The organism is Streptomyces violaceorubidus (genome assembly GCF_000717995.1).
GTDB lineage: Bacteria > Actinomycetota > Actinomycetes > Streptomycetales > Streptomycetaceae > Streptomyces > Streptomyces violaceorubidus.
The window spans coordinates 28,813-44,081 of record NZ_JODM01000033.1; the positions used below are offsets into that span (position 1 = coordinate 28,813).

Annotated in this window: 15 protein-coding genes; 6 read left to right on the forward strand and 9 right to left on the reverse strand. The window is 72.9% G+C overall.

Annotated elements, in window-relative coordinates; all coding sequences use genetic code 11:
* Positions 1-291: 291 nt before the first annotated feature.
* On the forward strand, positions 292-963 hold the full coding sequence (locus IE94_RS0129330) for a 1-acyl-sn-glycerol-3-phosphate acyltransferase (protein WP_030190179.1): 672 nt from the start codon (positions 292-294) through the stop codon (positions 961-963).
* Between the two features lie 89 nt (positions 964-1,052).
* On the opposite strand, the gene IE94_RS0129335 is transcribed toward IE94_RS0129330, so the two are convergent.
* From IE94_RS0129335 to argH, 4 genes are all read right to left on the reverse strand, one after another.
* Positions 1,053-2,585: an MFS transporter gene (locus tag IE94_RS0129335; RefSeq protein ID WP_030190181.1), complete on the reverse strand. Its 1,533-nt coding sequence runs from the start codon at positions 2,583-2,585 to the stop codon at positions 1,053-1,055.
* Complete coding sequence (locus tag IE94_RS0129340; protein WP_030190182.1) at positions 2,582-3,133, reverse strand: TetR/AcrR family transcriptional regulator; 552 nt, start codon at positions 3,131-3,133, stop codon at positions 2,582-2,584. The genes IE94_RS0129335 and IE94_RS0129340 overlap by 4 nt, the downstream gene beginning before the upstream one ends.
* A 96-nt stretch (positions 3,134-3,229) precedes the next feature.
* Positions 3,230-4,201, reverse strand: coding sequence for an aldo/keto reductase (locus IE94_RS0129345; RefSeq protein ID WP_030190184.1), 972 nt, complete (start codon positions 4,199-4,201; stop codon positions 3,230-3,232).
* Positions 4,202-4,367: 166 nt separating this feature from the next.
* Complete coding sequence (gene argH, locus IE94_RS0129350) at positions 4,368-5,795, reverse strand: argininosuccinate lyase (protein ID WP_030190187.1); 1,428 nt, start codon at positions 5,793-5,795, stop codon at positions 4,368-4,370.
* Between the two features lie 119 nt (positions 5,796-5,914).
* Between argH and IE94_RS0129355 the strand changes: the two genes are divergently transcribed.
* From IE94_RS0129355 to IE94_RS0129375, 5 genes are all read left to right on the forward strand, one after another.
* On the forward strand, positions 5,915-6,502 hold the full coding sequence (locus IE94_RS0129355; RefSeq protein WP_030190188.1) for a pyridoxamine 5'-phosphate oxidase family protein: 588 nt from the start codon (positions 5,915-5,917) through the stop codon (positions 6,500-6,502).
* Between the two features lie 3 nt (positions 6,503-6,505).
* Positions 6,506-7,219 carry a L,D-transpeptidase family protein gene (locus IE94_RS0129360; RefSeq protein WP_030190190.1) on the forward strand — a complete coding sequence of 238 codons (714 nt, stop codon included), beginning with the start codon at positions 6,506-6,508 and terminating at the stop codon, positions 7,217-7,219.
* Positions 7,220-7,308: 89 nt separating this feature from the next.
* Positions 7,309-8,691: a ferredoxin reductase family protein gene (locus IE94_RS0129365; RefSeq protein WP_030190192.1), complete on the forward strand. Its 1,383-nt coding sequence runs from the start codon at positions 7,309-7,311 to the stop codon at positions 8,689-8,691.
* Positions 8,692-8,718: 27 nt separating this feature from the next.
* A complete protein-coding gene (locus IE94_RS0129370) occupies positions 8,719-9,495 on the forward strand; it encodes an FMN-binding protein (RefSeq protein ID WP_030190199.1) in 777 nt (258 codons plus the stop codon).
* Positions 9,496-9,550: 55 nt separating this feature from the next.
* Positions 9,551-10,291 (forward strand): FAD:protein FMN transferase, encoded by a 741-nt coding sequence (locus IE94_RS0129375; RefSeq protein ID WP_030190201.1) that lies wholly within the window; start codon positions 9,551-9,553, stop codon positions 10,289-10,291.
* 135 nt (positions 10,292-10,426) lie between these two features.
* Here the strand turns inward: IE94_RS0129375 and IE94_RS0129380 are convergent, their stop codons facing one another.
* From IE94_RS0129380 to argC, 5 genes are read right to left on the reverse strand one after another with little or no spacing between them, the layout of a single operon-like run.
* Positions 10,427-10,966 (reverse strand): arginine repressor, encoded by a 540-nt coding sequence (locus IE94_RS0129380; RefSeq protein WP_030190204.1) that lies wholly within the window; start codon positions 10,964-10,966, stop codon positions 10,427-10,429.
* A 7-nt stretch (positions 10,967-10,973) separates the two neighbouring features.
* Positions 10,974-12,182, reverse strand: coding sequence for an acetylornithine transaminase (locus IE94_RS0129385; protein WP_030190206.1), 1,209 nt, complete (start codon positions 12,180-12,182; stop codon positions 10,974-10,976).
* A complete protein-coding gene (gene argB / locus IE94_RS0129390; protein WP_030190208.1) occupies positions 12,179-13,087 on the reverse strand; it encodes an acetylglutamate kinase in 909 nt (302 codons plus the stop codon). The genes IE94_RS0129385 and argB overlap by 4 nt, the downstream gene beginning before the upstream one ends.
* A complete protein-coding gene (gene argJ / locus IE94_RS0129395) occupies positions 13,084-14,235 on the reverse strand; it encodes a bifunctional glutamate N-acetyltransferase/amino-acid acetyltransferase ArgJ (RefSeq protein WP_030190210.1) in 1,152 nt (383 codons plus the stop codon). The genes argB and argJ overlap by 4 nt, the downstream gene beginning before the upstream one ends.
* Positions 14,232-15,260 carry an N-acetyl-gamma-glutamyl-phosphate reductase gene (argC, locus tag IE94_RS0129400; RefSeq protein WP_030190212.1) on the reverse strand — a complete coding sequence of 343 codons (1,029 nt, stop codon included), beginning with the start codon at positions 15,258-15,260 and terminating at the stop codon, positions 14,232-14,234. Before argC ends, argJ begins: the two co-directional genes overlap by 4 nt.
* Positions 15,261-15,269: the final 9 nt, after the last annotated feature.

Sequence of the window (15,269 nt, forward strand, 5' to 3'; positions counted from 1 at the left end):
CAGGGGCTCGGTGGCGGCATCCGGGCGGCGCGCCTCACCCGGTGCGCGGGCCGCATGTGCTTCGATCCGGGCCGTGGCCGCACCGTGGAGCCCGGACGCCGGTCCTCGCGGGCGCGACCTGCCTCACATCCGCGTGCGGGCGTTACCTCCGCGCAACGCCCACACACCGCAGGTGAACACGCGTCAACGGCGTGTAAGACCCGCGTGACCCGAGGTGCGTGACCCCCCGGGCCGCGAGTAATGTCCTCACCTGCACAGACTCATACCGTATCCCCGACACCGGAGGGCCCGTTGTCCCGCTTCGTGTTCATCAAGGCAATGCTCGGTCCGATCATGCGCCTGATGTTCCGCACACGGGTGGAGGGTGTGGAGAACATCCCGGGCGACGGTCCGGTGATCCTGGCCGGCAATCACCTCACCTTCATCGACTCGATGATCCTGCCGCTGGTCTGCGACCGTCAGGTCTTCTTCATCGGCAAGGACGAGTACGTCACGGGCAAGGGCTTCAAGGGCCGGCTGATGGCCTGGTTCTTCACCGGCGTCGGCATGATCCCGGTCGACCGCGACGGCGGCCGGGGCGGTGTCGCGGCGCTGATGACCGGGCGGCGGGTGCTGGACGAGGGCCGGGTCTTCGGCATCTACCCGGAGGGCACCCGCTCCCCCGACGGCCGCCTCTACCGTGGCCGCACCGGTATCGCCCGGCTGACCCTGATGACCGGCGCCCCGGTGGTCCCGTTCGCCATGATCGGCACCGACAAGCTCCAGCCGGGCGGTGCGGGCCTGCCCCGGCCGGGCAGGGTGACGGTCCGCTTCGGCGAGGCGATGGAGTTCTCCCGCTACGAGGGCATGGACCGCGACCGCTACGTCCTGCGGGCGGTGACCGACTCCGTGATGACGGAGGTCATGCGGCTGTCCGGCCAGGAGTACGTGGACATCTACGCGAGCAAGGCGAAGGCGGCGTAGCGCCGCACACCCGACCGCGCGAGACGGCGGACCGCCCGGTGGGCGGTCCGCCGTCTCGCGTTCCCGTGCCGCGTCGCCGCGCCGTGCGGCTACGGGTGTTCCACCCCGTCCTCCAGGCGCTGGCCGCGCAGCAGGTACCAGGACGCCGCGGCGGCGGCAAGCAGCACGGCGGCGCCGACACCCGCCGCGAGGGTCAGACCGTCGACGAAGGCCTGACGGGCGGAGTCGAGGAGCGCCGCGCCGGTGGGCGCCGGGAGTTGGGCTGCGGCCTCGACCGCGCCGCCCAGTGACTCGTGGGCGGCGGCCGGGGTGCCCGCGGGGCCGGTGAAGTCGCGGTAGACACCGGTCACGATGGAGCCGAGCACCGCGATGCCGAGGGCGGCGCCGAGTTCGTACGCCGTCTCGGAGACCGCGGACGCGGCGCCCGCCTGTTCCCCGGGCACGCTGGAGAGGATCACGTCGGCGGTGACGGTGAAGGCGAAGCCCGCGCCGAGGCCGACGACGAGGAGGGCCGCGCCGAGCAGCGGATAGCCGGTGTCCTGGCCGATGACCGTCAGCGCGGCGAGCGCCAGACCGACGGCGGCGAGCCCGCCGGAGACCACGGCGCGGACCGAGAAGCGCCGGGCCGCGCGGCCCGCGATCAGACCGGCCACCACGGCGCCGACGGCGGCGGGCAGTTCGGCCAGGCCCGCCTCGAAGGGCCGCCTGCCCTGGACGAGTTGCAGGTACTGGGAGAGGAAGAACACCAGCCCCGACAGGCCCAGGATGGTCAGCAGGTCGGCCAGGACGGCGCCGCTGAAGCCGCGGTTGCGGAACAGGCGCATGTCGAGCAGCGGGAGCGGCATGGTCAGCTGGCGGCGGACGAAGCCGTAGAGCGCGGCGGCGCCCAGCAGGCCCGCGGCGAGCGTGGCCCAGGCGAATCCGTGGGCGGCGGTCTCCTTGACCGCGTACACGACGCCGACCATGCCGATCAGCGACAGGGCGACGCTGGCCAGGTCCCAGGGACCCGGGTTCGGGTTGCGGGACTCGGGCAGCAGCTTGACGCCGACGACGACCAGGACGGCCATCACGGGCAGGTTGATCAGGAAGACCGAGCCCCACCAGAAGTGCTCCAGCAGGAACCCCCCGACGACCGGACCGACCGCCGCACCGGCGGAGGCGGCCGCGCCCCAGATGCCGACGGCGAGGCTGCGTTCGCGCGGGTCGTGGAAGAGGTTGCGGATCAGGGCGAGGGTGGCGGGCATCAGGGTGGCGCCCGCGACGCCGAGCAGGGCCCGGGCGAGGATCATCACCTCGGGGGTGTGCGCGTAGGCGTTGAGGACGGAGATCGCGCCGAACGCGGTGGCGCCGACGAGCAGGATCCGTTTGCGTCCGATGCGGTCGCCGAGGCTGCCCATGGAGACGAGCAGGCCGGCGATGACGAAGGAGTAGACGTCGCCGATCCAGAGCAGCTGGGTGCCGGAGGGTGCGAGGTCCTCACTGATGTAGGGAGTCGCGAGACCGAGGACGGTCGCGTCGACGGCCACCAGCAGCACGGCCAGCACCAGGACGGACAGCGCCAGCCAGCGGCCGGGGCGCTTCACCGCCTCGGTCGGGTGGGCCGGCTGCAGGGTGCGGGTCATGGTTCCTCTCTCCGGAGCGCGCCGCCGAGCAGCAGCTCGACGATCATGTGGGTGAAGTCGTTGCGGGCCACGCGGCCCTCGGCCACCGCCCAGGCGCCGGAGGCCAGCAGGCCGTACAGCGCCTCGGTGAGCCAGGCGGGCGTGAGGTCGATGCGGAACTCGCCGCTCTCCTGGCCCCTGCGGAACAGCTCGGTGAGCCCGGCGTCGATGCGGGCCCAGCCCTCGTTCTGCTCCTCGCCCTCGAACAGCTGGTTCTCGGTGTAGAGGAAGGCGAGCAGACCGGCGGAGGGCTCCATCGCGCGGACCAGCCGGCGCACCGCTTCGGCCGCCGGGCCCTCGTCGGTCCGGGCCGCCGCGAGGGCGGCCTCGCACTCGGCGATGCCGAGCGACTCCAGGGCGCGGACGAGGGCGTCGCGCCCGGCGAAGTGCCGGTGCAGGGTGGCCCGGCTGAGTCCGGCGGCCCTGGCGACCTCGTCCATGGTCGCGGTGGATTTCCGGGTCAGCAGGATTGCGGCGCTGCGCAGTACCTGTTCACGATCGACAGCCATGAGACAACGATAACCCACATGAGACATTCTTGTCTCATGCCGGGCATGCGTGACTCAGCCCTCGGGGCGGTCACGGGGTCCAGCGGGGGCGGCGGCTCAGTGCCAGGGCAACTGCCCGCGGTGCTCCCAGTAGGCGTGCGGGTCCTCGGCGAGCGCGCCGAGGCGCGCCACCTGGTCGTCGTCGAGGTCGACCACGGCGGCGTGCAGATTGGAGCCGAGCTGGTTGACCGTCGCCGCGCCGGACAGCACGACACCGGCCCAGGGCTGCCGCAGGACCAGGGCGAGGGCGACCGCGTCGCAGCCCAGGGCCGTCTCCTCGGCGACGGCCTTCAGGACGTGGGGGGCGTGCGGCTCCGCGAGGCGGCCGTTGGCCATGCCCTCCTTCACGATCACCGTGAGCCCGGCCTCGTGCGCCTCGGCCAGCGCGGGTCCGGCGGAGGTCTCCAGCGCGTTGTACGTCGACTGGACGGTACGGAAGAGGGGCTCGCCGTCGACGGTCACGGCGAGCGCGGCGCGGATGGTCTCGGCCTGGGCGGGGCCGCTGGTGGAGAAGCCGACGGTGCTGCCCTGCGCGGCGGCCTCGGCCAGCCTGTCGTGCAGTTCCTTGTCGGTGAGGGCGGGGCTGTCCGGGGTGAGCGAGTGGATCTGGTACAGGTCGAGCCGGTCGCCGAGCAGGGCGTCGGTCTCGGCGCGCTGGCGCTCGTAGGTGGCGACGCCGTGGTCCTTGACCTCGTGCTTCTCGGCGTCGGTGGACCAGTCGGCGGTGTAGGTGTAGCCCCACTTGCTGCCGACGACCACGTCGTCGACGTCCGGGCGGTCCCGGAGCCAGCCGGCCAGGAACTCCTCCGAACGGCCGTAGGAGCGGGCCGCGTCGAAGTAGCGCACGCCCTGGGCGTAGGCGGCGTCGAGGAGGTCGTGGGTGCGTTCGCGCAGCGCCTCGACGGAGCGGTCCGCTCCGAGGTCGCGGTCGCGGCCGAGGTTGATGTAGCCGGGGCGGCCCACGGCGGCGAGACCCAGTCCGATGTGGCAGGTGGGGGTGGTCGCCGCGGCCAGGCGGGCGAAGGGCATCGCGGGCTCCGTTCGGTCGGCTGCTGAAGCTGTTGAGCTGCTGGGCTGTTCAGCTGCTGCGCTGCTCAGCTACTGGGCTGCTCAGCTACTGAGCTGTTCAGCTGGTGGGCTGTTGACCAACGTAACCGCGATGCCCCTCGGGCACACAGGCTGCCGGCGCCCGCCGCTACTTCTTGGCGTCCGCCCAGGCGTGCTGGGCCGCCACGTCCGCCTTCACCTCGGCGAGCTGGACGGCGACCGCACTGGGCGCCGTACCGCCGCGTCCGTCGCGGGAGGCGAGGGCACCGGGGACGTTGAGGACGGTGCGCACCTCGGGGGTGAGGTGCTCGGAGATCTTGGCGAACTGCTCGTCGGTCAGCTCGTCCAGTTCCTTGCCGTCGGCCTCGGCGACCTTGACGCACTCGCCGGCCACCTCGTGCGCGACCCGGAACGGCACGCCCTGCTTGACCAGCCACTCGGCGATGTCGGTGGCCAGCGAGAACCCGGCCGGGGCCAGCTCCTCCATCCGCTCCCGGTGCACGGTGAGGGTGGCCATCATCCCGGTGAAGGCGGGGAGCAGGACCTCCAGCTGGTCGATGGAGTCGAAGACCGGCTCCTTGTCCTCCTGGAGGTCGCGGTTGTACGCGAGCGGGAGGGCCTTGAGGGTGGCCATCAGGCCAGTCAGGTTGCCGATCAGCCGGCCGGACTTGCCGCGGGCCAGCTCGGCGATGTCCGGGTTCTTCTTCTGCGGCATGATCGAGGAGCCGGTGGAGAAGGCGTCGTGCAGGGTCACGAAGGAGAACTCCTTCGTGTTCCAGATGATGATCTCCTCGGCGATCCGCGAGACGTTGACGCCGATCATCGCGGTGATGAAGGCGAACTCGGCGACGAAGTCCCGCGAGGCCGTCCCGTCGATGGAGTTGCCGGCGCTGCCGTGCTCGAAGCCGAGGTCGCGGGCGACCGCCTCGGGGTCCAGGCCGAGACTGCTGCCCGCGAGGGCGCCCGAGCCGTACGGGGAGACGGCCGTGCGCTCGTCCCACTGGCGCAGCCGCTCCGCGTCCCGGCCCAGCGCCTGGGCGTGGGCGAGGACGTGGTGGGCGAAGAGCACCGGCTGGGCGTGCTGGAGGTGGGTGCGGCCGGGCATGGCCACGTCCGGGTGGGCCTCGGCGAGACCGATCAGCGCGTCCTGGAGGTCGGCGATCAGGGAGCCGACGGTCCGGGCGTGGTCGCGCAGGTACATCCGGAAGAGGGTGGCCACCTGGTCGTTGCGGGACCGGCCGGCGCGCAGCTTGCCGCCGAGGTCCGCACCGAGGCGCTCCAGCAGCCCGCGCTCCAGGGCCGTGTGGACGTCCTCGTCGGCGATGGTGCCGGTGAAGGAGCCGTCGGCGACGTCCGCCTCCAGCCGGTCGAGCCCGGCGATCATCCGCGTCAGCTCGTCCTGGGTGAGCAGCCCGGCCTTGTGCAGCACGCGCGCGTGGGCACGCGAACCGGCGATGTCGTAGGGCGCGAGCCGCCAGTCGAAGTGGACGGACGCGGACAGCTTCGCCAGGGCCTCGGCGGGACCGTCGGCGAAACGCCCGCCCCAGAGCCGGACGTCACCGCTGTTGCTGCTCACTTGGGTCGCTCCTCACCGTACGATCACTGTCATGCATGAGTATGCAGAACTCTGCATGTTTCGTCAATCTTGCGGAGTGGCGCCGCCCGCCCCGCACCGCGCCCCCATAATCGTTAGACATGGGAAAGACTTATGAGCGCATAGACGGCAGACTCCGCACCTTCATCGAGGCGCAGCCCCTCTTCTTCACCGCCACCGCTCCCCTGGCCGGCGACGGCACGGTCAACCTGTCCCCCAAGGGCCTCACGGGCTGCTTCGCGGTGCTCGACGAACTGACCGTGGCCTACCTCGACTTCGCGGGTTCCAACGCGGAGACGATCGCCCACCTGCGGGAGAACGGGCGGATCACCCTGATGTGGTGCGCCTTCCAGGGCCCGCCGAACATCGTGCGGGTGCACGGCCGGGGCGAGCCGGTCTTCCGCGACGACCCCCGCTTCGCCGAGTTGCTCACCCACTTCCCGGACATCGACCCCACCGCGCACGGACTGCGCGCGGTCATCGTGGTGAGCGCCGAACGCATCCGCGACACCTGCGGCTACGCCGTCCCCTTCATGGCCTACGAGAGCGACCGCAACCTGCACGGCAAGCGGTTCGCGCGGGAGGACGACGCCTCGCTCAGCGCGTACTTCACCAAGAAGGAGCACATCGCCTCCAGCATCGACGGCCTTCCCGGGCTGCCGTTGCCGCTGCCTCCTTCTACCGTCTGAACCATGCCTCCCGGTGCCGTCGCCGTCCTCGTGTCCGCCGCCTCCCTCCTCCTGCTCGGCGCCGCCCCCGCCGACGGGCCCACCGCCCCGCCGCTGCCGACCCGGATGGCCGACACCGGCGGCGGCACCCAGCTGATCACCGCCGTCGCGCCGGACACCGGCTCGACCACGGGCACCGTCACCTGGTGGGACCACGAGGGCGACGGGCACTGGGTGGCGGCCGGTTCCGCGCCCGCCCGCTTCGGGTCCGGCGGACTCGCCGACGGACCGACGCGCGTCCAGGGCACCAGCACCACCCCGACCGGCCTGTACGACCTGCCCTACGCCTTCGGCATCGAACCCGCGCCGCCCGGCACGGCGTACCGGTACCGTCCGGTCCGCGAGGACTCCTGGTGGTGCCAGGACAACGCCTCCCGCTCCTACAACCGCTGGACCGAGCCGCGCCCCGCCGACTGCCGGGCCGCCGAGGCCGAGCACCTGGTCACCTACACCGCCCAGTACGCCCACGCCCTGGTCGTCGGCTTCAACTACGAGCGCCCGGTGCACGGCCGCGGCGCGGGCATCTTCCTGCACGTCAACGGGCGCGGGGCGACCGCGGGATGCGTGTCGGTGCCGAAGGAGGCGATGCGGCGGATCCTGCGGTGGGCCGAGCCGGGGCAGCGGCCGCACCTCGCCATCGGCACCGAGGGCGGGGCGACCGCGGTCACCCGGTACTGAACGCGGACGCCATCGCCGGCGCGGGCTGAACGCTCGCCGGGCACGGCGCGTATCTGTGGGCCAAGGGCCGAGTCCCCCACGGAGGAACCGTGACCACCACGCTCGCCGGCGGCCGTGCCGCCCGCCGCCAGACGATGCGGCGCATCCGTCCGCGCCGCTCCCCCGCCGTCCCCCTGCTGCTCGCCGTGTGGGCGGGCGCGGCGGGCGTGTTGTGGCTGTGGTGGCGCAACACGCCCGCCATCTCCGACGACACGGGCAGGATCCTCGGCGCCGGGCGGATCACCGGCCTGCTCGCCGGGTACCTGATGGCGCTGGTGGTGCTCCAGATGGCCCGGGTGCCGGCCCTGGAGCGGCGTGTCGGGTCCGACCGGGTCGCCCGCTGGCACGCCATGACCGGCCGCTACACCCTCTGCCTGGTCCTGGCCCACGTCCTCCTGATCATGTGGGGCTACGCGGCGCAGGCGGGCCGGGGTCCCGGCGACATCGTCGGCCAGACGGTCGACTCGGTGAACCGGCTGCCCGACCTGGGCAAGGCGGCCGTCGGCACCGGCCTGCTGGTCGTCATCGGGCTGCTGTCCATCGGCCCCGTCCGCCGCCGGATCCCGTACGACGCCTGGTACCACGTGCACCTGCTCACCTACGCGGCGGTGTTCCTGACCTTCTGGCACCAGCTGACCACCGGCAACGACCTCGCCGTCGAACCGGCCGCCAAGACCGTCTGGTACGCGCTGTACGGCTCGGTGACCGCGCTCGTGCTCTGGTACCGCGTACTGACCCCCCTCCGGCTCAACCTGCGGCACCGGATGCGGGTGGAGGCGGTGATCGAGGAGACGCCCGGGATCGTGTCGGTGCTCATCGGCGGGCGCCGGCTGCACCGGATGGGCGCGGAGGCCGGGCAGTTCTTCCGCTGGCGGTTCCTGGCGCCGGGCATGCGGTTCAGCTCGCACCCGTACTCGCTGTCGGCGGCGCCCCGCCCGGACATGCTGCGGATCACCGTGAAGGCGATCGGTGACCACAGCGCCCGGCTGCGTGAGCTGGCGCCCGGCACCCGGGTGTGGGCGGAGGGCCCGTACGGCGCCCTGACCGCCCGGCGCCGCAGCCGCGGCAAGGTGCTGCTGGTGGCGGGCGGGGTGGGGATCACGCCGATGCGGGCGCTGTTCGAGACGCTGCCCGGCGCGTCCGGCGACATCACGCTGCTCTACCGGGCCAACAGCACCCAGGACCTGGCGCTGTGGGACGAGCTGGCCTCGATCGCCGACGAACGCGGCGCCCGGCTGATGTACGCGGTCAACAGCCCGGACGGCCGGCGCCCGGACATCTCGGCCGAGACCCTGGCCCGGAAGATCCCGGACGTCGAGCGCCACGACGTCTTCCTGTGCGGGCCGCCCGGCTTCGCCCAGTCGGTGTACGAGGCACTGCGCGGCGCGGGGGTCCCCGCTCGCCGTATCCACCACGAGTCGTTCGAGATGTGAGCGACGGACATCGGGAGTCCAGGACAGATGAGGAAAAGCCACCCCGTTCGGCGTGCCGTGCTCGCCGGGGCCGCCACGGTGTCCGGGATCGTGCTGCTGCTGTCGCTGAAACCGGGGTCCGACCCGGGCTCCGCCTCGGCGGCGGGCGGTGCGGCCCCGCCCGTGGCCGCGCAGTCGCCGCAGGGCGGCCGGGGAACCGGGGACGGCGCGGTCACGGGTGACGCGGTCCGCACGCGGTACGGCCCCGTGCAGGTCCGGCTCACCGTGAGCGGCGGGAAGATCACCGGGGCCGAGGCCGTGCGGGCGCCCGAGGGCGGGCAGAGCGACCGGGTCACCGCCGACGCGGTGCCCAGGCTCAACCGGGCGGCGGTCGCGGCCGGCAGCGCCGACATCGACGCGGTGTCGGGGGCCACCTACACCAGTGCCGGATACGTGAAGTCCCTCCAGTCGGCCCTGGACAAGGCCGCCGCGGCGACCGGATCCAACGCCGAAGCCGGAGCCGCCGAAGAGGGCGCCGGAGCCGGGCAGGGCACGCAGGTGCTCACCGGGGACGCCGCGCAGACCGAGTACGGACCCGTGCAGGTCCGGGTCACCGTCAGCGGCGGGAGGATCACCGGCGCCGAGGCCCTCCAGGCGCCCAAGGGCGGTCGCAGCGACCAGGTCACCGCCGACGCCGTGCCCAAGCTCAACCGGGCGGCCGTCGCGGCCGGGAACGCCGACATCGACGCGGTCTCCGGCGCCACCTGCACCAGCGCCGGGTACCGGCGGTCCCTCCAGTCGGCGCTGGACCGGGCCGGTGGCTGACACCGGCGCCGGGTCCGCACGGACTCCCGCCGCGGTGCGTCAGGTGGAGGAGGCGATGGGGACCGTCTTCTCCATCGACGTCCGCGGCGGGGAACCGGCGGCCGTCCGGGCGGCGCTGGACGAGGCGGTCGCCGGGCTGCACCGGGCCGACGAGGTGTTCTCCACCTACCGGGACGGCAGCCAGATCTCCCGGCTGGCGCGCGGGGAACTGACCGTCGCCGCCTGCGCGCCGGAGGTCGCCGAGGTACTGGAGCTGGCGGCCGAGGCGGAGCGGGTGAGCGAGGGCTGGTTCAGCACGCGGTACGAGGGGCGGCTCGACCCGACGGGGATCGTCAAGGGCTGGGCCGTGGAGCGCGCCGCGCGGCGGATCGCGGCGGCGGGCGGTGCGAGCGGGGTCAGCGTCAACGGCGGCGGGGACGTCCAGTTGCTCGGGTCACCGGGTGCGGCGCGGCCCTGGCGGGTCGGGGTGTCGGACCCGCTGCGTCCGGGCGGCCTCGCGGCGGTCGTCTCGGCGGCGGGGACCGCGGAGCTGGCCGTGGCGACGTCCGGTTCCGCCGAGCGCGGCCCGCATGTCGTCGACCCGCGCACGGGCCGCTCGGCGGTGACCGACCTGCTGTCCGTGACGGTGGTGGCGCCCCGGCTGACGTGGGCGGACTGCTGGGCGACGGCGGCGTTCGCGATGGGGGCGCGGGAGGGGTTGCGGTGGCTGGAGTCGCTGCCAGATGTCGAGGGGCTGCTGATCACGGCGGGGGACGAGGTGCGGTGCACGGGGGGACTGGCGGCCCGTCTGGGCTGAGGTACCGGCGTTGCCACTCGCCGCGGTGGCGTCGTGCCGATGTGGCCGACCTTGCCGCGAACACCCTGGGGGCGCGGGGAACCGCGCGACCGGCCTCGGCGTGCCCGCGGTCGGCAGACCACCGCACCGCCCCCTTCAGGCCCCGTTCTGCGCCAACCGCAGCAAGTGGTCCGCCAGAGCCTGCCCACCCGTCGGCTCCCGGCTGATCAGCATCAGCGTGTCGTCGCCCGCGATCGTTCCCAGGATGTCGTGCAGCTCCGCCTGGTCGATCGCCGAGGCGAGGAACTGCGCCGCCCCCGGAGGGGTCCGCAGGACCACGAGGTTCGCCGACGCCTCCGCGGAGATCAGCAGCTCCGCGGAGAGCCGCCGCATCCGCTCCTCCTTGGCCGACTCCCCGAGCGGGGCCCGCGGGGTGCGGAAGCCGCCCTCGCTGGGCACCGCGTAGATGAGGTCGCCGTCGGTGTTGCGGATCTTGACCGCGTTCAGCTCGTCCAGGTCCCGGGAGAGCGTCGCCTGGGTGACGGTGAGCCCGTCGTCGGCGAGCAGCTTCGCCAGCTGGCTCTGCGAGCGCACCGCCTGCCGGTTGAGGATGTCCACGATCCGGCGGTGGCGTGCGGTGCGGGTCTGCGGCAGGGCCGGCCCCGCCGTCTGCTCGTGCTCCTGCGCGTGGCTCATCGTCGTCTCATTCTCCGGATCGTCCGTCCCCGTGGGCCGCGTCGGCGGCCTGGTCAAGGATGCCGGGCAGCGCCCCGAGGAACGCGTCCACCACGTCGTCGCCGAGGTTCAGCGCGGGCATCAGCCGTACGACATCGGATGCGGGCGCGTTCACCAGGATTCCGGCGTCCTGAGCCGCCTGCTGCACCTGGGCGGCGAGCGGCTCGGTGAGCACGATACCCAGGAGCAGTCCGGCGCCCCGGACGTGGGCGACGAGCGGGTGGCCCAGGCCCTCGACGCCGCCGCGCAGCGTCTCGCTCTGCCGCTTGACGTTGTCCAGCAGTCCCTCGTCCTCGATGGTGTCCAGGACGGCGAGTCCGGCGGCGCAGGCGACCGGGTTGCCGCCGAAGGTCGTGCCGTGGTGGCCGGGCTGGAGCAGCTCGGCGGCGCGTCCGAAGGCGACCGTGGCGCCCAGGGGCAGGCCCCCGCCGAGGCCCTTGGCGAGGGTGACGACGTCCGGCAGGACGCCCTCGTGGGCCTGGTACTCGAACCAGTGCCCGGTCCGGCCGACGCCGGTCTGCACCTCGTCCAGGACGAGCAGCGCACCGGTGGCGGCGGTGATGGCGCGGGCCGCCTTCAGGTAGCCGGGGGGCGGGACGACGACGCCGTTCTCGCCCTGGATCGGCTCGATGACGACCAGTGCCGTCTCCTCGGTGACCGCCGCGGCCAGCGCCTGCGGGTCGCCGTACGGTACGTGCGTGACGTCGCCGGGCAGCGGCAGGAACGGCTCCTGCTTGCCGGGCTGGCCGGTCAGCGCCAGGGCGCCCATGGTGCGGCCGTGGAAGCCGCCCCGGGTGGCGACCATGTGCGGCCGGCCGGTCAGCCGCCCGATCTTGAACGCGCCCTCGTTGGCCTCGGCGCCGGAGTTGCAGAAGTAGACCCTGCCCTCGCGGCCGAAGTGCCGGAGCAGCCGTTCGGCGAGGGCGACGGGCGGCTCGGCGATGAAGAGGTTGGAGACGTGGCCCAGGGAGGCGATCTGGCGGCTCACCGCGTCGACGACCGCCGGGTGGGCGTGGCCGAGCGCGTTGACCGCGATGCCGCCGACGAAGTCGAGGTACTCCTTGCCGTCGGCGTCCCACAGCCGGGAGCCCTCACCGCGCACCAGGGGCAGGCGCGGCGTGCCGTAGTTGTTCATGAGGGTGCCCTGCCACCGCTCGGTCAGCTCCGTGTTGCTCACGACTCCCCCTGTTCGTCCGGCACGACCATCGTGCCGATCCCCTCGTCGGTGAAGATCTCCAGCAGGATCGAGTGCTGGACCCGGCCGTCGATGACCCGGGCGGTGGTGACGCCGCCGCGTACGGCGTGCAGGCAGCCCTCCATCTTCGGCACCATGCCGGCCGACAGGTCGGGCAGCAGTTTCTCCAGCTGGGTGGCGGTGAGGCGGCTGATCACCTCGTCGGAGTTCGGCCAGTCCTCGTAGAGGCCCTCGACGTCGGTGAGGACCATGAGAGTCTCGGCGCCGAGCGCCGCAGCGAGTGCCGCAGCCGCCGTATCAGCATTGACGTTGTAGACATGGTGATCGTCCTGTGAGCGGGCGATGGACGAGACGACCGGGATGCGGCCGTCGGCCAGCAGTGCCTCGATGGCGCCGGTGTCGATCTCGGTGATCTCGCCGACCCGGCCGATGTCGACCGGTTCGCCGTCGATCTCGGGCTGGTGCTTGGTGGCGGTGAGCGTGTGCGCGTCCTCGCCGGTGAGGCCGACGGCGAACGGTCCGTGCTGGTTGAGCAGCCCGACCAGCTCGCGCTGCACCTGCCCGGCCAGCACCATCCGTACGACGTCCATGGCGTCCTCGGTGGTGACGCGCAGGCCCGCCTTGAACTCGCTGACGATGCCGTGCCTGTCGAGGGCGGCGCTGATCTGCGGGCCGCCGCCGTGCACGACGACGGGCTTGAGACCGGCGTGCCGCAGGAAGACGACGTCCTGGGCGAAGGCGGCCTTGAGGTCCTCGTCGATCATGGCGTTGCCGCCGAACTTGATGACGACGGTCTTGCCGTGGTGCCGGGTCAGCCAGGGCAGCGCCTCGATGAGGATCTGGGCCTTGGGGAGCGCGGTGTGCTTCCGCGTGGGTCCGCTGCTCATGACGAGTACGCGCTGTTCTCGTGGACGTAGTCGGCGGTGAGGTCGTTGGTCCAGATGGTGGCCGTGGCGTCGCCCGCGGCGAGGTCCGCCACGATGTGGACCTCGCGGTAGCGCATGTCGACCAGCTCGCGGTCCTCGCCGACGCCGCCGTTCTTGCAGACCCAGACGCCGTTGATGGCGACGTTCAGCCGGTCGGGCTCGAAGGCCGCGTCGGTGGTGCCGATGGCGGAGAGCACACGGCCCCAGTTGGGGTCCTCGCCGTGGATGGCGCACTTGAGGAGGTTGTTGCGGGCGATGGTGCGGCCCACCCGGACGGCCTCGTCCTCGGTCGCGGCGTTGACGACCTCGATCCTGATGTCCTTGCTGGCGCCCTCGGCGTCCCGGACGAGCTGCTGTCCGAGGTCGTCGCAGACGGTGCGGACGGCCTCGGCGAAGTCGTCGTACTCCGGGGTGGTACCGGAGGCGCCGGAGGCGAGCAGCAGCACGGTGTCGTTGGTGGACATGCAGCCGTCGGAGTCGACCCGGTCGAAGGTGACGCGGGTGGCGGCGCGCAGGGCGCGGTCCAGGGCCTCGCTCTCCAGGTCGGCGTCGGTGGTGAGCACGACGAGCATGGTGGCGAGCCCGGGGGCGAGCATGCCCGCGCCCTTGGCCATGCCGCCGACGGTCCAGCCGTCCCTGCTGACGACCGACGTCTTGTGCACGGTGTCGGTGGTCTTGATGGCGATGGCGGCCTTCTCGCCGCCGTGCTCGGAGAGCTGACCGGCGGCGATCTCCACACCCGGGAGCAGCTTGTCCATGGGCAGCAGTACGCCGATGAGCCCGGTGGAGCACACGGCGACCTCGCCCGCCCCGGTCCCGAGCACCTCCGCGGCCTTCTCGGCGGTGGCGTGCGTGTCCTGGAAGCCCTTGGGCCCGGTGCAGGCGTTGGCGCCGCCGGAGTTGAGCACGACGGCGGTCAGCTCACCGCTCTTGAGGACCTGCTCGGACCACAGGACCGGAGCGGCCTTGACCCGGTTGGAGGTGAAGACGCCCGCGGCGGAGCGTCGGGGCCCGGTGTTGACCACGAGGGCCAGGTCGGGGTTGCCGCTCTCCTTGATCCCGGCGGCGATGCCCGCCGCCGTGAATCCCTTCGCTGCCGTCACGCTCACGGCGCAACTCCGATCGTCGTCAGTCCGGTGCTCTCGTCGAGCCCCAGGGCGATGTTCATGCTCTGGACGGCACCGCCCGCGGTGCCCTTGGCCAGGTTGTCGATGGCGCTGATGGCGATGATCCGGCCCGCGGCGGCGTCGTGGGCGACCTGCACCTGGACGGCGTTGGAGCCGTACACGGAGGCGGTCGCGGGCCACTGCCCCTCGGGGAGCAGGTGCACGAACGGTTCGTCGGTGAGGGCCTTCTCGTAGGCGGCCCGCACCATCTCGGCGGTGACTCCGGGCTTCGCCTTCGCGGTGCAGGTGGCGAGGATGCCGCGCGGCATCGGCGCGAGGGTCGGCGTGAAGGAGACGGTGACCGGCTCCCCCGCCACCGCGCCCAGGTTCTGGATCATCTCGGGGGTGTGCCGGTGTCCGCCACCGACGCCGTACGGCGACATGGAGCCCATGACCTCGCTGCCCAGCAGGTGCGGCTTGGCCGCCTTGCCGGCGCCGGAGGTGCCGGAGGCGGCGACGATCACGGCCTCGGGCTCGGCCAGCGACGCGGCGTACGCCGGGAAGAGGGCCAGGGACACGGCCGTGGGGTAGCAACCGGGCACCGCGATGCGCTTGGACCCCTCCAGCGCGGCGCGGGCACCCGGAAGTTCGGGGAGGCCGTAGGGCCAGGTGCCGGCGTGCGGCGAGCCGTAGAACCGCTCCCAGTCACCGGCGTCCTTCAGCCGGAAGTCGGCGCCCATGTCGACGACGAGGACCTCCGGCCCGAGCTGCTCGGCGACGGCGGCGGACTGCCCGTGGGGCAGCGCGAGGAAGACGACGTCGTGCCCCGCGAGAACCTCCGCCGTGGTCGGCTCCAGGACTCGGTCGGCCAGGGGCGGCAGATGCGGCTGAAGCGCGCCCAGCCGCTGCCCGGCGTTGGAGTTGCCGGTCAGGACGCCGATCTCGACCTCGGGGTGGGTCAGGAGCAGACGCAGCAGCTCACCGCCCGCGTACCCGCTCGCTCCGGCCACCGCCGCACGTACCGCCATGGAAAACCC